This is a genomic window from Gordonia sp. NPDC058843, assembly GCF_042743165.1.
Taxonomy (GTDB): domain Bacteria; phylum Actinomycetota; class Actinomycetes; order Mycobacteriales; family Mycobacteriaceae; genus Gordonia.
In genome coordinates this window covers 1-20,805 of record NZ_JBHYNC010000002.1, presented here as the reverse complement: position 1 = coordinate 20,805, position 20,805 = coordinate 1, and the positions used below count along the sequence as shown (strand labels likewise).

The 20,805-nt window shown below is 67.3% G+C and carries 19 protein-coding genes; 11 read left to right on the top strand and 8 right to left on the bottom strand.

What is annotated here, in order from left to right; all coding sequences use genetic code 11:
• Nucleotides 1–24 precede the first annotated feature (24 nt).
• Complete coding sequence (locus ACFW3F_RS01845; RefSeq protein ID WP_388053737.1) at nt 25–2,223, bottom strand: acyl-CoA dehydrogenase family protein; 2,199 nt, start codon at nt 2,221–2,223, stop codon at nt 25–27.
• A 134-nt stretch (nt 2,224–2,357) separates the two neighbouring features.
• On the opposite strand from ACFW3F_RS01845, the gene kstR reads away from it, so the two are divergent.
• From kstR to ACFW3F_RS01830, 3 genes are all read left to right on the top strand, one after another.
• Nucleotides 2,358–3,008: a cholesterol catabolism transcriptional regulator KstR gene (kstR, locus tag ACFW3F_RS01840; RefSeq protein WP_388053735.1), complete on the top strand. Its 651-nt coding sequence runs from the start codon at nt 2,358–2,360 to the stop codon at nt 3,006–3,008.
• A gap of 127 nt (nt 3,009–3,135) precedes the next feature.
• Nucleotides 3,136–4,146: an alpha/beta hydrolase gene (locus ACFW3F_RS01835; RefSeq protein ID WP_388053733.1), complete on the top strand. Its 1,011-nt coding sequence runs from the start codon at nt 3,136–3,138 to the stop codon at nt 4,144–4,146.
• Nucleotides 4,143–4,610 (top strand): MaoC/PaaZ C-terminal domain-containing protein, encoded by a 468-nt coding sequence (locus ACFW3F_RS01830; RefSeq protein ID WP_388053731.1) that lies wholly within the window; start codon nt 4,143–4,145, stop codon nt 4,608–4,610. The genes ACFW3F_RS01835 and ACFW3F_RS01830 overlap by 4 nt, the downstream gene beginning before the upstream one ends.
• Before the next feature lie 98 nt (nt 4,611–4,708).
• On the opposite strand, the gene ACFW3F_RS01825 is transcribed toward ACFW3F_RS01830, so the two are convergent.
• The gene (locus ACFW3F_RS01825) at nt 4,709–5,401 is read right to left on the bottom strand and encodes an SDR family NAD(P)-dependent oxidoreductase (RefSeq protein WP_388053729.1); all 693 of its coding nucleotides are present in this window, start codon (nt 5,399–5,401) and stop codon (nt 4,709–4,711) included.
• Between the two features lie 119 nt (nt 5,402–5,520).
• On the opposite strand from ACFW3F_RS01825, the gene ACFW3F_RS01820 reads away from it, so the two are divergent.
• Nucleotides 5,521–6,426, top strand: a complete 906-nt coding sequence (locus ACFW3F_RS01820; RefSeq protein ID WP_388053727.1) for an alpha/beta fold hydrolase — start codon at nt 5,521–5,523, stop codon at nt 6,424–6,426.
• A 27-nt stretch (nt 6,427–6,453) separates the two neighbouring features.
• Nucleotides 6,454–7,671, top strand: coding sequence for an MFS transporter (locus ACFW3F_RS01815; protein WP_388053726.1), 1,218 nt, complete (start codon nt 6,454–6,456; stop codon nt 7,669–7,671).
• Here ACFW3F_RS01815 and ACFW3F_RS01810 read toward each other — a convergent pair.
• Together ACFW3F_RS01810 and ACFW3F_RS01805 are read right to left on the bottom strand one after the other, a co-directional pair.
• Nucleotides 7,668–8,522, bottom strand: a complete 855-nt coding sequence (locus ACFW3F_RS01810) for an oxygenase MpaB family protein (RefSeq protein WP_388053724.1) — start codon at nt 8,520–8,522, stop codon at nt 7,668–7,670. The genes ACFW3F_RS01815 and ACFW3F_RS01810 overlap by 4 nt on opposite strands.
• Before the next feature lie 158 nt (nt 8,523–8,680).
• Complete coding sequence (locus tag ACFW3F_RS01805) at nt 8,681–9,526, bottom strand: 3-hydroxybutyryl-CoA dehydrogenase (protein ID WP_388053722.1); 846 nt, start codon at nt 9,524–9,526, stop codon at nt 8,681–8,683.
• A 262-nt stretch (nt 9,527–9,788) separates the two neighbouring features.
• Between ACFW3F_RS01805 and ACFW3F_RS01800 the strand changes: the two genes are divergently transcribed.
• Nucleotides 9,789–11,375: an LVIVD repeat-containing protein gene (locus ACFW3F_RS01800; RefSeq protein ID WP_388053721.1), complete on the top strand. Its 1,587-nt coding sequence runs from the start codon at nt 9,789–9,791 to the stop codon at nt 11,373–11,375.
• Nucleotides 11,372–12,043 carry a DUF305 domain-containing protein gene (locus tag ACFW3F_RS01795; RefSeq protein WP_388053719.1) on the top strand — a complete coding sequence of 224 codons (672 nt, stop codon included), beginning with the start codon at nt 11,372–11,374 and terminating at the stop codon, nt 12,041–12,043. Before ACFW3F_RS01800 ends, ACFW3F_RS01795 begins: the two co-directional genes overlap by 4 nt.
• Before the next feature lie 30 nt (nt 12,044–12,073).
• Here the strand turns inward: ACFW3F_RS01795 and ACFW3F_RS01790 are convergent, their stop codons facing one another.
• Nucleotides 12,074–12,571: an HNH endonuclease gene (locus ACFW3F_RS01790; RefSeq protein ID WP_388053717.1), complete on the bottom strand. Its 498-nt coding sequence runs from the start codon at nt 12,569–12,571 to the stop codon at nt 12,074–12,076.
• Nucleotides 12,572–12,928: 357 nt separating this feature from the next.
• Between ACFW3F_RS01790 and ACFW3F_RS01785 the strand changes: the two genes are divergently transcribed.
• Nucleotides 12,929–13,306 carry a hypothetical protein gene (locus ACFW3F_RS01785; RefSeq protein WP_388053715.1) on the top strand — a complete coding sequence of 126 codons (378 nt, stop codon included), beginning with the start codon at nt 12,929–12,931 and terminating at the stop codon, nt 13,304–13,306.
• Between the two features lie 6 nt (nt 13,307–13,312).
• On the opposite strand, the gene ACFW3F_RS01780 is transcribed toward ACFW3F_RS01785, so the two are convergent.
• The 3 genes from ACFW3F_RS01780 to ACFW3F_RS01770 all read right to left on the bottom strand — a co-directional run bounded on the left by ACFW3F_RS01780 (nt 13,313) and on the right by ACFW3F_RS01770 (nt 17,194).
• Nucleotides 13,313–14,179, bottom strand: a complete 867-nt coding sequence (locus ACFW3F_RS01780; protein ID WP_388053713.1) for an enoyl-CoA hydratase-related protein — start codon at nt 14,177–14,179, stop codon at nt 13,313–13,315.
• A gap of 44 nt (nt 14,180–14,223) precedes the next feature.
• Entirely contained in the window at nt 14,224–14,553 is a 330-nt protein-coding gene (locus tag ACFW3F_RS01775) for a hypothetical protein (protein ID WP_388053712.1), read from the bottom strand.
• 100 nt (nt 14,554–14,653) lie between these two features.
• Nucleotides 14,654–17,194: an ATP-dependent Clp protease ATP-binding subunit gene (locus ACFW3F_RS01770; protein ID WP_388053710.1), complete on the bottom strand. Its 2,541-nt coding sequence runs from the start codon at nt 17,192–17,194 to the stop codon at nt 14,654–14,656.
• Nucleotides 17,195–17,514: 320 nt separating this feature from the next.
• Here ACFW3F_RS01770 and ACFW3F_RS01765 point away from each other — a divergent pair, with 320 nt between their 5' ends.
• The 3 genes from ACFW3F_RS01765 (at nt 17,515) to ACFW3F_RS01755 (ending at nt 20,749) form a co-directional block, all read left to right on the top strand.
• Nucleotides 17,515–18,417 (top strand): helix-turn-helix domain-containing protein, encoded by a 903-nt coding sequence (locus ACFW3F_RS01765; RefSeq protein ID WP_388053708.1) that lies wholly within the window; start codon nt 17,515–17,517, stop codon nt 18,415–18,417.
• 31 nt (nt 18,418–18,448) lie between these two features.
• Nucleotides 18,449–19,147: a TetR/AcrR family transcriptional regulator gene (locus ACFW3F_RS01760; protein ID WP_388053706.1), complete on the top strand. Its 699-nt coding sequence runs from the start codon at nt 18,449–18,451 to the stop codon at nt 19,145–19,147.
• Nucleotides 19,148–19,375: 228 nt separating this feature from the next.
• Nucleotides 19,376–20,749 carry an MFS transporter gene (locus tag ACFW3F_RS01755; RefSeq protein ID WP_388053704.1) on the top strand — a complete coding sequence of 458 codons (1,374 nt, stop codon included), beginning with the start codon at nt 19,376–19,378 and terminating at the stop codon, nt 20,747–20,749.
• Nucleotides 20,750–20,805: the final 56 nt, after the last annotated feature.

The window sequence follows — 20,805 nt, the reverse complement described above, 5'->3', positions numbered from 1 at the left end:
GCGGTTTCGGCATTTCGGCCGCAGTCAGGACCGGGGCAAACCGAGAATGCGTTCCGCAGCGGCCGTGCGCAGGATCTGGGTCGTGCCGCCCGCGATCGACAGGCAGCGGTTCTGCAGGACCGCGTCGGATGCCTCGGACCCCGCCAGACCGGCGACCCCCAGAAGGCGCAGCGCGAGATCGGGCACCGCCTGCCGGTGTTCGACGCCGATCAGTTTGCGCACGCTCGACAACGCGCCGGGATCGAGTCCGGCCAGCTGCCTCGTCGCCGCGCGCGCGTCGAGGACCCGGCCCACATGTGCGTCCGCGAGCTGGGTGCCGACCGCCGAGAGCTCCTCCGCGGTCAGCTCACGATCCATGGACCGCACCTGCGACAGCAGCGACTCCATCTCCTTGCCCAGACCGGTCCCGCCCATCGCCACCCGCTCGTTCGCGAGGGTGGTGCGGGCCAGCCGCCAGCCGCCGTTCACCTCACCGACCACACAGTCGTCGGGGACGACGACACCGTCGAGGAAGACCTCGTTGAAGTTGGCCCGCCCGGAGAGCTCGCGTAGCGGCCGGATGTCGATGCCGGACGAACTCATGTCGACGAGGAAGTACGTGATGCCCTTGTTCTTCGGCGCGCCGGGGTCGGTGCGCGCGAGACAGATCGCCCACTGCGCGTTGTGGGCCTGCGATGTCCAGATCTTCTGCCCGTCCAGCCGCCAGCCCCCGTCGACGCGCTCGGCCCGGGTCCGTAGCGCGGCCAGGTCAGAACCCGCCTCGGGCTCGGAGAACAGCTGGCACCACACGATGTCGCCGGCCAGGGTCGGGGCGACGAACCGTTCGCGCTGGGCGTCGGTGCCGTGCTCCAGGATCGTCGGGATCGCCCACGCGCCGATCACCAGGTCGGGCCGCTCGATGCCCGCCGAGTCGAGTTCGAGGTCGATCAGGAGCTGCAGGGCCGCGTCCGCGCCCAGGCCGTGCGGAGCCGGCCAATGCGGGGTCAGGTAGCCGGTCTCGGCGAGGAGCCGGCGGCGATCATCCGGGTCGGCGTCGGCGATCCTGGCGACGGTGGCCCGGACCTCGTCGCGTCGGTCCTCGACCTGCGAGAGGTCGAGACCGAAGCGGCGCCGCGCCCCCGCGAGTCCGAGTCCGGCGAGTGCGGCGGCGTGTTCGGAGGCGTTCGCCAGTGTCGCCGCGGCGGCGAGCGCCGCGCGGAGATAGAGGTGGGCGTCGTGCTCGAAGGTGAAGCCGATCCCGCCGAGGACCTGGACACAGTCCTTGGCGTTGGCAACCGGGTCGCGGCCCACGACGACGTCGGCGGCCAGCCTGCTGATCTCGAGTTGTTCCCGGGCGGTGGCGAGCTCGTCCGCCCCGGCCGAGAGCACGTCGTCGACCGCGCAGGCCACGTCCCAGGCGACCGCGGTGACCCGCTCGCTACGGCACAGCATCTCGGCGCAGATGTGCTTGATCGCCTGGAACGATCCGATCGGCACACCGAACTGGGTGCGGACCTTCGCGTAGTCGACGGCGGTGTCGAGGGCCCATCGTGCGACGCCGCTCTGATACGCGGCGAGCGTCGCCGACAACAGACCCGCGACGAGGGGCCCGTCCCCGAGTTCGATCAGATCCTCGACCGCGAGCTCCGACACGCGCACGCGGCTGACCGACGCGGTGCCGTCGAGCGGGGTCTGCGGCGCGACGTCGGCGACACCGGCACCCGGCGGGATGATCCACCACGACCGTTCCCGATCGGCGATTCCGAACCTGGCCAGAACGGCGCAGCCCTCGACGTAACCGCCGACGAGCCCGAGGTCGAGGCCGCCGCCGGACAGTTCGAGAACCGACCCGACGTAACTCGACGCCGGGGTCGTCACCGGCACCGAACCGACCAGCACGTCCTGGAGGAGGGCGGCTGCCCGGTCGGTGTCACCCCCACCCGCCACACCCGCGAGCGCGATCGCTGCGGTCACCGTCGGCCCGAGCGGCCCGGGAACCAGATCGACCCCACACTGCTCGAGCATGGCGGCCACATCGAGGAAGCCCGCGCCGAGGCCATCGGACGCCTCCGGAACCGCTGCGGCGAACACGCCCAGATCCGCGATCTGGGAAAGCAGCTGCGTCCACTGGTCGCGAGGCTTGTCGATGTCGGAACGGACGAGGTCGGTCACACTGGAGGAGCGTGCCCAGGACGCGATGCTGTCACGCACCGCGATCTGCTCGGAGGACGTGGCGATTGTCACTGGCAATCCCTGTATGTCGAGTTGTGACGAATAATTAGAACCTGTTCTAATATGCCATGGGTGTACTCGGATCGGGTAGCCACCCACGATCCACCCGAAGAGACGTTTGATCACGTGAGGATGTTCGAGAGCACATGGCACGTTCTGCACCCGGCAACGCCACGGTCGACGCTCCCAACGGGGCCGCGGCATCTGCCGCCTCGCCCGAAGCCGGCTCCACCGCACAGCGCGAACGCCGTCGCCGCATCCTCGACGCCACCCTCGCGCTGGCATCCAAGGGCGGATACGACGCCGTGCAGATGCGCACCGTCGCCGACAAGGCCGATGTCGCCGTCGGCACGCTGTATCGCTACTTTCCGTCGAAGGTTCACCTCCTGGTCACCGCGCTGGCCCGCGAGTTCGAGCGCGTCGAGTCGAAGGTGGACCGCTCACAGTTGCGGGGCGACACCGCGATCGACCGCCTCCGTCACGTCCTGGACATGATCACCTTCGCCATGCAGCGCGATCCGCTTCTCACCGAGGCGATGACGCGCGCGTTCATGTTCGCCGATGCGTCGGCGACCGCCGAGGTCGACCAGGTCGCCGGCATCATCGACCGACTCCTCGCGGGGGCCATCGTCGACGACGGCGAACCCACCGAAGAAGACCTCGCGATCGCCCGCGTCCTCTCCGACGTGTGGATGTCGAACCTGGTGCAGTGGCTCACCCGTCGCGCGTCGGCCACCGACGTCACCAATCGACTCGAGCTGACCGTCCGGTTGCTGCTCAAAGATCGAGTCAAGTAGCAACTCCCCACTCCCCTCGAAACTGACGTCACAACTGGGTGACGAGGACCTTCTCGGGTTGGGACCCCTCGATGTTCTCCGCTACCTTTGTTACGTCTGAGAAATTTGTTAACAGAAGGGGCTAGTGGTGCGATCCTCCTGGTTGCGACGACTGTGCGTCGGCGGATGTGCCGTGGCGGTCGCGACCGCCGGATGGGCCCCGGCCGCGCTCGCCGAGCCCACACCCGATCCCGATCGCGCCCGCATCGACACCGTGGTCCACGACTCGGCCCAGCAGTCGACCCTGATCGTCTACTCGGCCGCGATGCGCAAACTCATCCCCGTCAACGTGCTGCGTCCCAAGGACACCACGAAGTCGCGGCCCACTCTCTACCTCCTCAACGGTGCAGGCGGCGGCGAGGACTCGGCGACCTGGGCGGCCAAGACCCAGTACGCGAAGTTCTTCTCCGACAAAGAGGTCAACGTGGTCACGCCGATCGGTGGCGCGTTCTCGTACTACACCGACTGGCAGAACGACGATCCGGTGCTCGGCCGCAACAAGTGGACGACCTTCCTCACCAAAGAGCTCCCGCCCTTGGTGGACAAGGAATTCGACACCACCCGCGTCAACGCGATCGCCGGCATCTCGATGGCGGGCACGTCGGTCCTCAATCTCGCGATCGCCGCACCGAAGCTCTACCGGTCGGCCGCCGCCTACAGCGGTTGCGCCCGCACCAGTGATCCCGTGGGACAGGCCTACATCCGGATGGTCGTCGCCGACCGCGGACAGGGCAACCTGAACAACATGTGGGGGCCGGTCAATTCGGCCGGGTGGCGTGACAACGATCCGTACATCCACGCGGACAAGCTGCGCGGCACCAAGGTCTACATGACCAGCGGCACCGGCCTGCCCGGCCAGTTCGATCGACTCGAAGCCCCGCTGGTGGCAGGCGATCCGCTGACGTTGGCCAACCAGATGGTCATCGGCGGGATCATCGAGGCCGCGGTCAACGAGTGCACCAAGCAGATGGTCTCGCGCATGCGCGCCCTCAAGGTGCCGTACGAGGTCACCTTCCGGCCGGGCGGCACCCACTCGTGGGGCTACTGGGAACGCGACCTGGAGACCACCTGGCCGAAGATCGCGGCAGACCTGAGGTGAGCGACGGATCGGACCGTCTGTGGGCCGATGACCTCTCCGTGGGTCAGATCTTCGCGTTCGGTACGCATTTCGTCAGCGAGGACGAGTTGCTCGACTTCGCCCGCGCGTGGGATCCGCAGGATTTCCACGTGGACAAAGATGTTGCCGAGCGCGGCCCCTACGGCGGACTCATCGCCAGTGGGCTGCACACCATGTCGATCTACCAGCGGCTCAATGTCACCGGGGTGCTGGACAATTGGCGGGTCATCGCGGGCAAGAGGCTCGGCGACGTGGAGTTCCTCCGCCCGGTCCGCCCCGGTGACACCCTCACCGGATCGACCGTCATCGACGCGATCGAGTTCGACGACCGCGCCCGTGCATTAATCACCTCGTCGGCTGAGCTCCGCAACGCCGACGACAAACCGGTGATGCGGACCGTCGTCGAAGCGTATGTGCACGCGCGACCCGACCGGACGCACGACTGACATCTGATCCACGGCACTGCAACAGCTTTCGCAGCCCGTCGACTGTGCGTCCGTTCCCGTCGACTGTGCGTCCGTTCCCGTCGACCGTGCGTCCGGGCTCAGCCGACCCCCGGCACCGGCACCTGCGCGCCGGTGATGGCGCTCGACGCGTCGGAGACCAGGAACGCGATCGTCTCCGCGATCGACTCCGGCGACACCCAGCCGGATCGCGACGAGTCCGGCTGACTCGCCCGGTTGCCCGGGGTGTCGATCACCGACGGCAGGATCGCATTCGCGCGGATGCCGTCGGTCTTGTACTCCGCGGCGAGCGCACTGATGAACGCCCACACCGCCGCCTTCGACGTGATGTAGCCTGCCGCACCGGAAAAGGGCGCGAACGCGGCCTTCGCCGACACCCCGACGATGGACCCGCCGCCGGCCTCGACGAGCTTCGGGATCGCCGCCGCGGACAGCAGATACAGCGGCCGCAGGTTGAGCCGCAGAAGTCGCTCGAACTCGTCGACAGGCGTCGCGTCGACCCGGTCGCCCATCGCGAACCCGCCGACCAGGTTCACCACCGCGGTCACCGGCGCCGACGCGTCACCCGCGGCGATCTCCACCACCTCGGCCACCGACGCCTCGTCGAAGAGATCGGCCCGAACCCCGATCAACCGGTCCGACTCGGGGAGACGCGACAACTCTGCTTCGGCGATCCAGGGCACCACCACGCGCCGACCGTCGTCGAGCAACTTACGGGTGACCGCCGACCCGAGGCCGCCCGTTCCACCCGACACGATCACCGTCTGCGTCATCCGATCCCACCTGTCCCTCGTCACCCGAAGTACCGACACGACATCGTCGCGTGGTGTCGCCGACCCTACTGGAGGTGGTACGGATGTCCTTGTCGTTCCCACTGAGAGACCGAGGCCCGATGACCACAGCCACCGACGTCCCCCTGTGGTTCCGCGACGCCGTGGCCACCTGCCCCGATCGCAGCTCGCTCACCGTCGACGGCGCACGTGTCGCCTATCGGACCTGGGGCGATCCGGGGTCGCCCGGTCTGCTCCTCGTACACGGCGGGGCCGCGCACGCGGGCTGGTGGGATCACATCGCACCCAGGTACGCACGTGACCGCCGCGTCGTCGCGCTGGACCTGTCGGGCCACGGCGACAGTGAGTGGCGGAACACCTACAGCTTCCGGACCTGGGCAGACGAGATCGCCGCCGTCGCCCGAGCGGCCGGCGCGGAGCGGGACGCCGTCCTCGTGGGCCACAGCCTCGGCGGCCTCGCCGGCATCGAGGCGTCCCGTCGGCACCCCGATCTGGTGGGTGACCTCATGCTCATCGACTCGCGGCTCATCGACGCCGAGAACCTGGACCGCATCCGGGCCGACGCCGCCGAGAACGGCATCCCGCGCGCAAGCAGGCATTACCCGACCATCGACGCGGCGATCCAGCGATACCGGCTGGTCCCCGACCATCCGAGCCTCGACTATGTGCGAGCGCACGTCGCGCGCCAGTCGGTCGTCGAGGACGACCACGGTTGGCGCTGGAAGTTCGATCGCGGGTTCGCCGACGACCTGCTGGACCTCCCACCGATGCCGCCCTCCACCTGCCGTCTCACCGTGGTGCACGGCGAGCGCGGTGTGATGACCGCCGAGATGGCCCGCCGCGTGAGTGCCGGACTGGAGTCGCCGGCACGGATCGTCGAGCTACCGGGTGCGGGTCACCACATTCCGCTGGAGAAGCCACTGGAGTTGATGGACGTCATCGACGACGCCCTGACATACCGTCCCGGTCCCATCCGTTCCGGTCACCCCGACCCCGACCGGGACTGACCGGCCACGCGCCTACGATGGTCGTCGATGACCGACGACCGCACGAGCATGTTCGCGTCGTTGCGCATCCCCAACTATCGCCTGTTCTATTCGGGGATGGCCGTCTCGATGACGGGTTCGTGGATGCAGGCGACGGCCCAGGCGTGGCTCGTCCTGACCTTGAGCGGCTCAGCCTCGGTACTGGGACTCATCGTCGCGCTCCAGGCGCTACCCGTCCTGCTCGTCGGGCCGTACGCAGGGGTCATCGCCGACCGCGTCGATCGCCGCCGGCTGCTCATCGTGCTGCAGTCGATGATGGGGCTGCTGGCAGCCGTGCTCGCCGCCATCACGCTCACCGGCGTGGTGCAGGTCTGGCACGTGGGCGTGCTCGCGGTGATGCTCGGGCTCGGGCACGCCTTCGAACAGCCGGCACGGCAGGCGTTCATCCACCAGATCGTCGGTAAGGACCTGATCCGCAACGCGGTCACCCTGAACTCGGTCATGGTCAACGCGGCCCGAGCGGTGGGGCCTGCGGTGGCAGGCGTCGTCCTGGGACTCGTCGGTTCGGGTCTGTGCTTCGCGGTCAACGCGGTGAGCTTCATCGCCGTGGTGGCGTCGCTGCTCGCGCTCGACTCGTCGAAGATCACCGCGGAGACGCCGATCCCGCGCGCGAAAGGCCAGCTGCGCGAGGGGCTTCGATACGTACGAGGCAGCCCCTCGCTGTGGATTCCGTTGGCAACGATGGCTCTTGTCGGCACGCTGACGTACAACTTCCCCGTGACCTTGCCGGCCGTCGCGGACTTCGTGTTCGACGGCGGGCCGGAGGCTCTCGGCTTCATGACGTCGGCGATGGGAGTGGGCGCGGTGGTCGGCGGACTCGTGGTCGCGGCCCGCGGGACCACCGGGCTACGCCCACTCACCCTGGCCGCCTTCGGCTTCGGCATCGCGGTCGGGGCGACCGCCCTCGCACCCGATCTCCCGACCGCGATAGGTGCTCTCTTCCTCGTCGGCTGGCTGAGCGTCACGTTCATGTCGACCGGAAACGCCACGCTGCAACTCAACTCCGAACCGCAGATGCGCGGACGAGTGATGGCCTTGTGGTCCGTGGCGTTCATGGGTTCCACACCGATCGGGGGGCCGATCGTCGGCGCGATCATCGAGACCTTCGATGCCCGGGTCGGTCTCGCGGTCGGAGCCGTCGCGTGTCTGGTTGCCGGCACACTCGCCTTTGTCGCCGCACGCCGGAGCGGCGCCGCGCTGCCCTAGACGAGCGGCCGTCCCATCCGGACCCGAAGCCGCACATCGGCCAGCAGTAGTCGAAAGCTCAACTGCGACAACCACAGGGGCTTGCGCCGCTCCTCCTCGACGAGGCGACCGACGTAGTCGTCGAACCATTCCTGGTCCTCCTCGGACCAATCCACGCGCAGCGCGACCCGGAACGGCTCGGGCAGGTATCCGATCGTCCGACGAAGTTTGACCGGACCGTACTTCTCCTGGATCCGGTTGGGCGCGTAGCCGAAGTTGGCGATGTCGAGCAGGAAGTCACGGATCTCGTCGCTGATCTCGATGCGCGAGACCTGGTCGTCCCAGTACGTCGTGAACTCGTCACGCGTGGCGGGCCAGGCCTCCGCGGGCATCTGCAGCGTCGTCCCGCAGACCTTGCCCTGCTGATAGAACTTCTCTCGATCCTCGCCCTGCAGCCGACCGTGCACCCGTTCGTAGATGTCCTCCCAGCCGACGTAGAGGCACGCCGCGACCCAGAGCTGCAGGTCGGTGTTCATCGCGTTGTACTCCACCGGACTGTTCTCGTCCGAGCGCACCTGCGCGTGCTGCCGGTTGACGGCATGCCGATATCTGCGGCGGTCGTCGGCGTTGCCGAGCATCGCCACCGCGAGATAGGACGCGGTCGTCCGCGCGCGCTTGATCGGATGGCGGTCGAGCCGCCCGTTCTCGACCTTGCTGTGCGCGACGCCGTATCCGACCGCCGGATTGGCGAGCTGCATGATGACGTTCGTCGTGCTCATCGTCTGCCCCATCGACAGCAGCGATTGCGCGAAGAAACTGCTGTCGATGTTGTCCATCTCCACACGCGACATGCGTTGATCGCCGTACGTCATGGGCCACCCATTCTGATAACACGCGTTGTCTAATTGGTTGACAGCTTAGCGCCTGCCGGCTCGTCGGTCGACGACACCGCACGGGCGACCCGCCCCGAACGCGCCGAACCCCGGCTCACAGTGTGTGAGCCGGGGTTCGTAGTCGGTCTTCTCCCGGATCAGTAGGTGTAGAACCCTCGCCCGGTCTTCCGTCCGAGGCGGCCGGCGTCGACCATGCGACGCAGCAGCGCCGGCGGCGCGTAGTGCGGCTCAGCGAACTCCTCGTACAGCGACTCCGCGGCGGACAGGGTGACGTCGAGGCCGATGGTGTCGAGCAGCGTCAGCGGGCCCATCGGGTAGCCGCAGCCGCCCTTCATGGCGAGGTCGATGTCCTCGGCCGAGGCGTATCCCGAATCGAACATCCGGATGGCCTGGCACAGGTACGGGATGAGCAGCGCGTTGACGATGAATCCGGATCGGTCACCCGCGCGGACCGCGGTCTTGCCGAGGGTGTCCGTGACGTATGCGCTCACGGCGTCGGCCGTCTCGGGTGCGGTGGTCAGCGTGGAGATGATCTCGACGAGCGGCATCACCGGCACCGGATTGAAGAAGTGCACCCCGACGACCCGCTCAGGGGTCTTCGTCGCCGTCGCGACCTTGATGATCGGGATCGACGACGTGTTGGTGGCGAGGATGGTGTCCGCGCCGGTCGCCTCGTCGAGGTTCGCGAAGATCTCGCGCTTGAGCTCCTCGATCTCGGGAGCCGCCTCGATCACGAGTTCGCGGTCGGCGAGGTCGGCGTAGTCGGTCGTCACCCGCAGACGCGCGAGCGCGGCATCGGCGTCGTCCTGGGCCAGCTTGTTCCGGCTGACCGCCTTGGCCAGCGACTTCTCCACCCGCGCACGCGCGGCGTCGGCGAACTCCTGCTTGACCTCCACGATCACGACATCGCTGCCCGACTTGGCGCACACCTCCGCGATGCCCGCACCCATGGTGCCTCCGCCGATGACGCCGATCTGCTGCACAGTGAACCTCCGAAGTCGTTTGGTACGACAAACGGTAGTCGGTCGTCGGTACGGCACGGATCCGGTGTCCTCATCGCCAAGCGCCCCAGGGATGCGCCCTCTGTATTGCCGGCGGCGACGGTATGACGTCGCCGGCGTTGTGGCGGGTGCACCCCCGGGGCGCTTTTCGGGCCGGCCACTGCCGTGGAGATGAAATCGACGATTTCGCCGTGTCGCCCCACGTCGCCCGCTAGCGTGGCTCAGATCACGATCGGGGGATGCGATGATGCCAGTTGAGTTCGACGCGCGACGTGCGGTCCGTTCGCGAGCGCGGTGGCGCCGACGGTTCCGTCCCGTCACCTGTCTTGTCGCCGGCGCGACGCTTCTCTCCACGATGCTCGTGGCCGCACCCGCCGACGCGGCCAATCATCTCTTCCCCGACATCTCCGAGGTCTCGGTTCCCGAGGCGGACTGCGGGCCCGGCTCGCTCCCCGAACCGGGTCTGCAGGGCGACGTCAGCGCCGAAGATCGCCTGTCCGGGCGGAGCATGCGCGGCTACCGCTGCAACATCACCCGGCTCGGCGGTGTTCGCGGCGCCGGCGGCGGCATCGTGTCGGCGACCTTCGAGCACTGCAGCTACACGGGCAGCCTCTTTCCCGGGAACAACTGGGTGAACCCGCCCGGGGTTCAGGTGATCGACGCCTCGAACCCGCGCGCGCCGCGGGTGGTCGGGTCACTGACCGACCCGGCCATGCGCGGCGGCACGTGGGAGACCCTGAAGGTCAACAAGGAACGCAAGCTCCTCGCCGCCACATCGGTGCCGCTGCTGTGGGGCGGTGGATTCTTCGCCGTGTACGACATCTCCGACTGCACCCGGCCCAAACTCCTGAACAAGGGTCCAGGCACCTCGACACCCCTGCCGTTCACCTCGCATGAGGGCGGCTTCTCGCCCGACGGCCGCACCTACTGGGCGTCGGGGGTCTTCCCCGGACATCTCAGCGCCATCGACATCTCCGACCCGCGGTCGCCCCGCGTGATCTGGCAGGGGCTGCACTCGTTCCTCGGGCACGGCTTCGGGATCTCCCCGGACGGGAACCGGATGTTCCTGTCGAACATGGCGGGGGTGACCGTGCTCGACATCAGCGACGTCCAGCGGCGACGCCCACACCCGCAGGTCCCCCACATCGCCGCGTACCTGTGGCCCGATGGTCAGCTCAACCAGCACTCGATCCCCATCACCTATCGGGGCCGACCCCACATCGTCACCGCGGACGAGGGGGGCTCCGGCGGGGTCAAGATCTTCGATGTGACGAGGGTGAACAAGCCCCGGTACAGCGCACAGATCAAGCTCGAGATCAACCTTCCGGAGCACCTCGACACCAACCTACGGTCGTCGAGTGGCGGCTCGTTGTTCAGCAGCAATCCGCACTACTGCGCGGTCGACCGGCCGAACGACCCCACCGCGCTCGCCTGCGGCTGGGAGTCGTCGGGCATCCGGGTCTTCGACATCCGCGACCTCGACCGGATTCGCGAGATCGCGTACTACAACCCGCCCGCCCGCAAGGGCACCACGCTCCTGGAGACGCCCAACTCGCCGCACGTCGTCGGTTCACTGCTGGGCGTTCCTGCCGTCGAATTCCTCAGTCTCGGAATGTCCATCGCGAACGGCAAGGTGCGGCTGAACGAGATGGTCGGTCCCCGAAGCGGAATGGTCGTCGGGGGTGACATGTCGACCGACTGGTGCATGTCCCCACCCGAATTCCGGGGAAACGAGCTGCGGGTCACCTGTTCCGACGGCGGTTTTCAGGTTCTACGGCTGAGTTCCGCGGTGTACACCCCGCCGCCGGACCAGGACTCCTCGATCGGATGAGCGCACTCCGGCCCGGTTCGCCGCTGGTGCGGGCGGTGGTCCTGGCCACGGCCGCCGCGCTGCTGCTCACCATGGGCATCGTCGTCGGTGCGGTGTGGTCGGGACGCGACCAGGACGCATCATCGATGAGCCTGTCCGACATCGGTTTCGCGCAGGACATGTCGGCACACCACGACCAGGCGATCCTCATGTCGAGGACGATCAGCGCGGCACCCGGCGTCGCACCGCAGGTACGCGGTGTCGCCGACCGGATAGTGCACACACAGACCGCCGAGACCGCGACGATGCGCGGCTGGCTGCAGTGGTTCGGCCACCCGTTGACCGCAACGGAACCGATGTCCTGGATGTCCGGCGAGGACGACCAGCACGGCGCCCACCATGACGACGGGCACGACGACGCTCAACCGCCGATGCCGGGCATGGCGAGCGTCGACGAGATCGGCCGCCTGAGCCTCCAGCCACCGCAGCAGGCAGAGATCTTGTTCCTGCAGTTGATGATCCGACATCACCGCGGTGGGATGTCCATGGCCCAGGCGGCGTACAACGACGTGCGTACCACGTCTGCGACGAAGGACCTGGCGCTCATGATGATCGGCGACCAGGGCGACGAGATCGGTCAGATGACGATGCTGCTCAAAGAGCGCGGGGCCGATCCGTTGCCGACCTGACCGTCGGTCGGAACGGATCGGCGCCACGCCTCAATCGGTCTTGGGATGCAGGGTGAACATCTCCCACACCTCTTTCTGGTCCGCGGCCCACGGGTCGTAGACGAACGGCGCGTGCCGAAGACCCATCCCCGCCTTGCGAGGCGTCCGGTTGGCCTTGAATCCGTTGCACGACTTGCACGCCGCGACCTGGTTGCCGAAAGTGCTCGGGCCGCCCTGGGACACCGGGACGATGTGGTCGACGGTGTCGGCGGGACCGTCGCAGTAGGCACAGATCCATTGATCGCGCCGCAGGATGGTCGCGTTCGACGCGTAGGAGTCCATCGTCTTTCCCGCGAACGGACGATAAGCGTCCCGCCTGATCGCCACCACCTTGTGGATGGGCAAGGACAGCGTCGGGGAATGGACGACGCGAACCAACGGCGTGCCCTCGACGTTCCGCGCGACCTCGGTGGTCAACAAGACCGCGGCGCGGCGCCAGGTGACGCGCGCCAGGATCTGCAGTCCGGCATTGGTGACGAAGATGGTCATGACAGCTCCTCGATGCGTGGGCGAGTGTTGCGCCGACCACCGAGGTTCATGACCTCAGGAACTGGTGACGCGAGATGTGATCGGTCCCGGCCTACCGGCGGATTTCAGTCCGCACGGACGGTCGGATGGGGTCGTTCGCCACTCGCCGGCGAAAGCCTTGTCACCCATCGACATCTGCGTCACCTCCTTCGTTGGTCTGGCCTGCTCTGTCGCCACGATAACCGTGGTCGATGGGCACTGCCACCGTTTATGTCCGGCGTGTTCGGATGTTCACCCAGTTCACATGGGTTGTTTGCAGGACTTTTTCACTCCGCGCGCCGGCTCCGCGGGAGCAGCTGTCGGCGCTATCGTCGGCGGGTGCCCACCGAGGAGACACCACCCGACCGCCCCGCGGTTCGGCCACCTCTGCGGTCCGTCGATCTCTCCGTGTCGATCATGCTGTGGCTGATCCAGGCGGTCCTGGCACTGATCGCGTTCCTGACCGCGATCCTCACCGCCTTCGTCACCGATCCCTGCGGCTACCAGGCCTGCGGGAATCCCGTGTGGGTCGAGGTCGCCGTCGGCACGGCCATCGTCACAGCCGTGATTCTGCTGGTCACATCGGTGACCTTGGTCGTCCGGAAGGTCCGCCGACGGACCCCGGCCTGGCCGGCCGCGCTCTGGTGCTGCGCGATCCAGCTGATCATGATCCCGGTGGTGCTCGAGATCGGTCGTCAGGCCGGAACCCTCGGCTGAGGCGGATCAGAAGATCTCGGGCAGATCCGCCGACACCGTGTTGGGGTAGGTCGCCGGACGCTTCTCCAAGAACGACATGACGCCTTCGTAGACGTCTCCGGACTGCCCACGGTAGAAGACCGCCTTGGAATCGGCATGGTGGGCGTCGAGCGGGCTGGGCGCACCGGCCATTCGCCAGAGCAGTTGCCGGGTCAGTGCCGCCGACACGGGCGCGCTGTTCGCGGTCATCTCGCGGGCGACGGCGATCGCGGTCTCGAGAACCTGATCCTTCGGGACGACCTGCTGGATCAGCCCGCGTTCGTAGGCTTCGGCGACCGGCACCATCTTGGCGCCTACCGTCCACTGCAATGCGGTGGGCAGTCCGACGAGCCGGGGAAGGAACCAGCTCGACGCGGCCTCGGGGACCAGGCCGCGAGCCGCGAAGACGAACCCGAACTTCGCATCCTCGGAGGCGATCCGGACGTCGGCGGGCAGCGTCATGGTGACCCCGACACCCGCGGACGGACCGTTGACGGCCACCACGATCGGCTTGAGCGACGCGAACATCCGCAACGTGAGCTTGCCGCCCTCATCGGCCGGCACCTCACCGGAGGTGACTGCAGACGAGGCATCGAACGACGACCCGCCCGCCTCGAGATCAGCGCCCGCACAGAACGCGCGTCCATTGCCCGTGATCACCACGGCGCGCACGGAGTCGTCGGCGTCGGTGTCGTCGAATGCGGCCCGGAGCTCCTCCCCCATCTGCATGGTGAAGGCGTTGAGTCTGTCGGGCCGGTTGAGCCGGAAGATCGCGATCTCCCCGTCCCGCTCGACGGTGATGGTGGGCTGGTCCTGTCGGGACTTGCGCCCGACCTCTGATGTATCGCTCGTCACAGGGTCGATGCTATCCGGGGCTGGGACACTCCGCGCCGGCTGTGTCAATCCGCTGTAGGGCGAGCCCGCCTAGAACCGGCGACGCCGACGCCGATCGCACCGCCAGCAAGTGCGCTAACCGGGATCGCCAGCAAGACTGCCCAGCCGACCCGTTCGTCCCTCTTCCGGACACAGAGGTTGTCGACCGCGTCGCTCTGGTCACCGAATGCCAGGACCGCAGCGCAGTGCTGGCCCTTGTGCACCGGCTCCTCGAGCATCGGCGGGACGACCAGCAGAGCCAGCATGAGAGTCATCCCAGTAAGTGCAAGCACCACCATGAAGTAGGCCGTCATTCCCCTTGTCACGATTCTTGTGGACGCGATTTCTGTGGACATGCCCCCCCCCCCCGAGACCTGCAACAACACAACGGCGGCGCCACCCTTGTCGGGTGACGCCGCCGTCGATTGTGTCAGATCAGCTCAGACGGGCCTGGCCTCAGCTCGCGTCGGCGTCGCCGGCCTTGGTGAGCTCGACCGGTGCGTCGGGAACCATGCGCGGCTTCTCCGAGCCGGTGAAGACGAAACGGGCCTCGTCGCCCTCGCCCTCGCCGTCCCAGTTCTCCACGTCCACGAGGACGATCTGGCCGGGAGCGATGTCGCCGAAAAGGATCTTCTCGGACAGTTGGTCCTCGATCTCGCGCTGGATGGTGCGACGCAGCGGACGCGCACCCAGCACCGGGTCGAAACCGCGCTTGGCCAGCAGCGACTTCGCACGGTCGGTCACCTCGAGAGCCATGTCCTTGTTCTTCAGAGCACCTTCCACCCGGTTGAGCATGAGGTCGACCATCTGGATGATCTCTTCACGCGTGAGCTGGTGGAACACGACGATGTCGTCGATACGGTTGAGGAACTCGGGGCGGAAGTGCTTCTTGAGCTCGTCGTTGACCTTCTGCTTCATCCGGTCGTAGTTCGACTTGGTGCCGTCGCTCGACGAGAAGCCCATGCCCACGGCCTTGGAGATGTCCGACGTACCGAGGTTCGAGGTGAAGATCAGCACGGTGTTCTTGAAGTCGACCGTACGTCCCTGGCCATCGGTCAGGCGACCGTCTTCGAGGACCTGCAACAGCGTGTTGTAGATCTCCGAGTGCGCCTTCTCGATCTCGTCGAACAGCACCACCGAGAACGGCTTGCGGCGCACCTTCTCGGTGAGCTGACCGCCCTCTTCGTAGCCGACGTACCCGGGAGGGGCACCGAACAGGCGCGATGCGGTGAAGCGGTCGTGGAACTCGCCCATGTCGATCTGGATCAGGGCGTCGTCCTCGCCGAACAGGAAGTTCGCCAGCGCCTTGGAGAGCTCGGTCTTACCGACACCGGACGGGCCGGCGAAGATGAACGAGCCCGACGGACGCTTCGGATCCTTCAGGCCGGCACGCGTACGACGGATCGCCTTCGACACCGCCTTGACGGCATCCTCCTGGCCGATGATCCGCTTGTGCAGCTCGTCCTCCATGCGGAGCAGCCGGGTGGTCTCCTCCTCGGTGAGCTTGAACACCGGGATGCCGGTCCAGTTGCCCAGGACCTCGGCGATCTGCTCGTCGTCGACCTCGGCCACGACGTCCATGTCACCGCTGCGCCACTGCTTCTCACGCTCAGCGCGCTCGGCGACCAGCTGCTTCTCCTTGTCGCGGAGGCTGGCGGCCTTCTCGAAGTCCTGCGCGTCGATCGCGCTTTCCTTCTCCTTGCGCGCATCGGCGATGCGGTCGTCGAACTCGCGCAGGTCTGGCGGCGCGGTCATCCGGCGGATGCGCATGCGCGCACCGGCCTCGTCGATGAGGTCGATCGCCTTGTCCGGCAGGAACCGGTCGTTGATGTAGCGGTCGGCCAGCGTCGCGGCGGCGACCAGCGCGCCGTCGGTGATCGAGACGCGGTGGTGCGACTCGTAGCGGTCGCGCAGACCCTTGAGGATCTCGATGGTGTGTTCGACCGACGGCTCGCCGACCTGGACCGGCTGGAACCGGCGCTCGAGGGCGGCGTCCTTCTCGATGTACTTGCGGTACTCGTCGAGGGTCGTCGCACCGATGGTCTGCAGCTCGCCACGGGCCAGCTTCGGCTTGAGGATGCTGGCGGCATCGATCGCGCCCTCGGCGGCACCCGCGCCGACGAGCGTGTGCAGCTCGTCGATGAACAGGATGATGTCGCCGCGGGTGTTGATCTCCTTGAGCACCTTCTTGAGGCGTTCCTCGAAGTCACCGCGGTAGCGGCTGCCCGCGACCAGCGAACCGAGGTCGAGGGTGTAGAGCTGCTTGTCCTTGAGCGTCTCGGGGACCTTGCCGTTGACGATGGCCTGCGCGAGGCCCTCGACCACGGCGGTCTTGCCGACGCCGGGCTCGCCGATCAGCACCGGGTTGTTCTTGGTGCGGCGCGACAGCACCTGCATGACACGCTCGATTTCCTTTTCCCGGCCGATGACCGGGTCGAGCTTGCCCTCGGAGGCGGCAGCGGTCAGGTTGCGCCCGAACTGGTCGAGGACCAGCGAGGTGGACGGTGTGCCGGACTCGCTGCTGCGGCCGCCGGTACCCGCCTCCTGCGGCTCCTTGCCCTGGTATCCGCTGAGGAGCTGGATGACCTGCTGGCGGACCCGGTTGAGGTCGGCGCCGAGCTTCACCAGCACCTGCGCGGCGACGCCCTCGCCCTCGCGGATCAGGCCGAGCAGGATGTGCTCGGTACCGATGTAGTTGTGGCCGAGCTGCAGGGCCTCACGCAGGGAGAGCTCCAGCACCTTCTTGGCGCGCGGGGTGAACGGGATGTGTCCCGACGGTGCCTGCTGGCCCTGGCCGATGATCTCCTCGACCTGGCTGCGGACCCCTTCCAGGGAGATCCCGAGCGACTCGAGTGCCTTGGCGGCCACGCCCTCGCCCTCGTGGATGAGGCCGAGGAGGATGTGCTCGGTACCGATGTAGTTGTGGTTGAGCATGCGCGCTTCTTCTTGGGCCAGAACCACAACCCGACGCGCGCGGTCGGTGAACCGTTCGAACATTGTTCTCCCTCACATTGCTAGCGCCCCGGCCGCCGCGGAGACCACCTCGGAGGTCCCGGAGGACAACCGGTGCGGATAGACGACGACCAGCCTGCTTCCACTCTAGAGGTCGTCTCGGGTGCACCTGCAGTTAACGCCTGCGCAGAGTGCATCAATCCACCGCTGCGGCGGGGATGTGCACAGTACAACTGCGCTGGCCGGGGCTGTGTTCCCCCACGGCTACGCCGAGAGCGAACGTGTCGTCGCCGGACCCGATACGCCTCAGAACAACCGCGAACGACCGTCCACCGCGCTCGTCCGGAGAAACTAAACTGCGGTGCGTGCCCAGGCCAGAGTCGATCGACGTCCACGCATCCGACGGTTCGGCCCCGTCCGCCGCCGGGGTGCGGGTCCGTCGGGCGCGGGAGGCCGCGGGTGTGAGTCTGCGGTCGTTGTCCTCGTCGATCGGCGTCAGTCCCGCGACGTTGAGCCAGATCGAGAACGGGAAGACGGGCCTGCGCGTCGATCGGCTCGAGGCGATCGCAGCTGCCCTCGGGGTCGGCGTCACGGAGATCATCGAGGGGACGGTGCCACGCCGGGCGGCGGGAAAACCCCCGAACTCCGCCGCTGCGGCGCAGTCACCGAAGCGTTGGCGACACTACGGTCCGCTCGACTTCTCCCCCATCCTGCTGGCGGCCGTCGACGAGTTCCTCGCGGTCGGCTACCACGGGACGACGATGCGGCGGATCTCCACACGGTGCGGGATGTCGGTGCCGGGGATCTACAACTACTACCCGAGCAAGCAGCTCATCCTGGTCGACATCCTCGATCGCACCATGGCGGACCTGGAGTGGCGGGCCGAGGCCGCGGCGGCGAGCGAGGACGACGCCGTCGGCAAGTTCTGCGCGCTCGTCGAGAACCTCGCGCTCTACCACACCCACCGGCGCCGGCTCGGGTTCCTCGGCTCCAGCGAGGTACGAGCGCTCGAAGCGTCGAACCAGCGAGTTGTCAGCCGCCGTCGAAACCGTCAGCAGGCGCTGGTCGACGAGCAGGTCCAGGCCGCGGGCGCCCTCGGACATTTCCGTCCGCCGCATCCCGAGGACGCGGCGCGCGCCGTCGTCACGATGTGCACGGCGCTCCCCACGTGGTGGCAGCCGGACGGCCGGCTCACTCCCGAACAACTGGCGGCCGAATACGTCGACTATGCATTGGGCATCATGCGGTACCAACCGCAATCACCGTGAACAAGTCAATACTGACTTGTATATTGACAGCGTGAGTCCACCCGAGCCGCCGGCCGACCCGGCAGCACCCACCGAGGCTGCACCCACCGAGGCCGCACCCACCGAGGCCGCACCCACCGAGGCGATGCCCACCCGCCGCGAGCAGCGAACCATCACCAGTCAGCGACGCATCCTCGAGGCGGCGGTCGACTGCTTGATCGAGCACGGCTTCGCCGGGGCGACGACGTCGGCCATCCAGGCACGGGCGGGGGTCTCCCGCGGCCGGTTGCTGCACCACTTCCCTTCCCGGGAGGATCTGCTCGTGGCCGCCGCCCGGCACCTCGCCGCCGAACGAGTCGAGGCGACGACCGCGCGCGTGGTCGCCGAGGTCGACAACGGCGTGACGGGCGCCGCACGGGTCACGAATGTTGTTGAGATGATGTGGATGTCGTTTCACGAGCCACATTTCTGGGCTGCGGTCGAACTGTGGACGGCAGCACGCACCAACGAGTGGATCGCCGGCGCCCTGCTTCCGGTGGAACGACACCTCGGGGGTGTGATCCGCTCGAGTATCGACCGGATGTGGGGACCTGAGCTGGTGGGCCACCCTCGCTACGCGCAGCTGCGCGAGATCCTCTTCACGAGCATGCGGGGAGTCGCGCTGGCATACGCCTTCGATCGCCGTGATCCACGTCGCGACCCACACCTGCCCCAGTGGACGGACACCGCCCTCATCCTCCTCGAGGCCTGATCGCCTCCTCGCCGACGTAAGAGTACGGGTTGACTGTTTCGATCTGTGTTGGCTAATCTCCTGCTACCCGGAGCTAGGACGTGATCGACACTCGGCGCCGACTGTGTCCGGGGACACCCCATCCGGCCCGACGGCCGCATCTTCGACAACCGCACGGTGACCCCTGGAAGACGACCGTGGCTCGGATTCCCGTCGGCCGGACACCCCCCTTGAGCCAGGAGCATGTCCGTGCCCACAGATCACACCGGCGAACGGCCGGCCCAACGTTCGGCTCGAGCGTCGATCGCCGCCGCGATCTCGACCTCACTCGAGTGGTACGACTTCTTCATCTACTCCACCGCCGCGGCGCTGGTGTTCAACGTGACGTTCTTCGCCACCGACAGCACCGTCGTGTCCGCGCTGAACTCCTTCGCCACGGTCGCCGTCGGCTTCATCGCCCGTCCGATAGGCGGGATACTGGCCGGCCAGCTGGGTGATCGCTACGGACGCAAACCCGTTCTGGTCGGCGCCGTCTGCCTGATGGCCGTCGCCACCTTCCTGATCGGTTGCGTGCCCAACACCCAGACCGTCTGGCTCGCACCCACTCTCCTCGTGATCCTCCGCATCTGCCAGGGTCTGGCCGTCGGCGGCCAGTGGGGAGGCGCCGTGTTGATCGCCACCGAGAATGCACCGGCTCATCTCCGCGGCTTCTACGGCAGTTTCGCGCAGCTCGGTGTGCCGATCGGCCTGGTGCTGGGCAATGTGGCCTTCCTGCTCGCCACCGGCCTGTCGAGCTCGGACGCGTTCTTGTCCTGGGTCTGGCGAATCCCGTTCTGGATCAGCCTGATCATGCTCCCGGTCGCCTTCGCCATCCATCGCTTCCTGGAGGAGACACCGGAATTCAAGGCCGTGGCAGCCAAGATCGCCCAGGGGCCGGAAGTGCAACGGTCACCGATGCTCGACGTCATCCGCCGCAACCCGGGGACGATCCTGATGGCCGCCGGTGCGAACACGATCGGAATCGTCTTCTTCTACATCATGATCACCGGGTCGGTGCAGTTCGTGACGACCTATCTCGACGTCGCGAGATCCACCGTCCTCACCTGGATTCTGATCTCCTGCGTCGTGATGGTGCCGCTGGTGCCGGCCTTCGGCTGGCTGTCGGACCGCATCGGCCGGAAGCTGGTCTTCGCCATCGGCTCGGCGGCCATGATGATCTGGGCCATCCCGATGTGGCTGCTGATCGGCGCATCCTCACCGTCGTCCATCTGGCCGTTCGCGGTGGCCGTGCTCGTCGGAGTCGTGGCGATGGCTCTTCAAACCGGCACGCAGGGAACCCTTTTCGCCGAGCTGTTCCCGCCCGAGATCCGCTTCTCGGGCGCGTCCCTGGGCTATCAGATCTCGGCGATCGTCGGCGGGTTCGCACCGTTCGTGATGGTCGCGATCATCAACGGCAACCCGGACAACGCCTGGCGCGTGGGGCTCTTCCTCACCCTCCTGGCCGCCGCGTCATTGCTCTGCCTCTATGTGATCGTCAAGAAGCGGTACCACGGTGACTTCGACTCGCAGGTCTCCGACGGCGTCGTCGAACAGTCGCAACCGCAGGCGCAGGCGGTTCGCTAGTCGCAGGTTCTCCGAAGACCCCGAACAACCGGCGGCGGCGCCGGGTCATCGCTCGA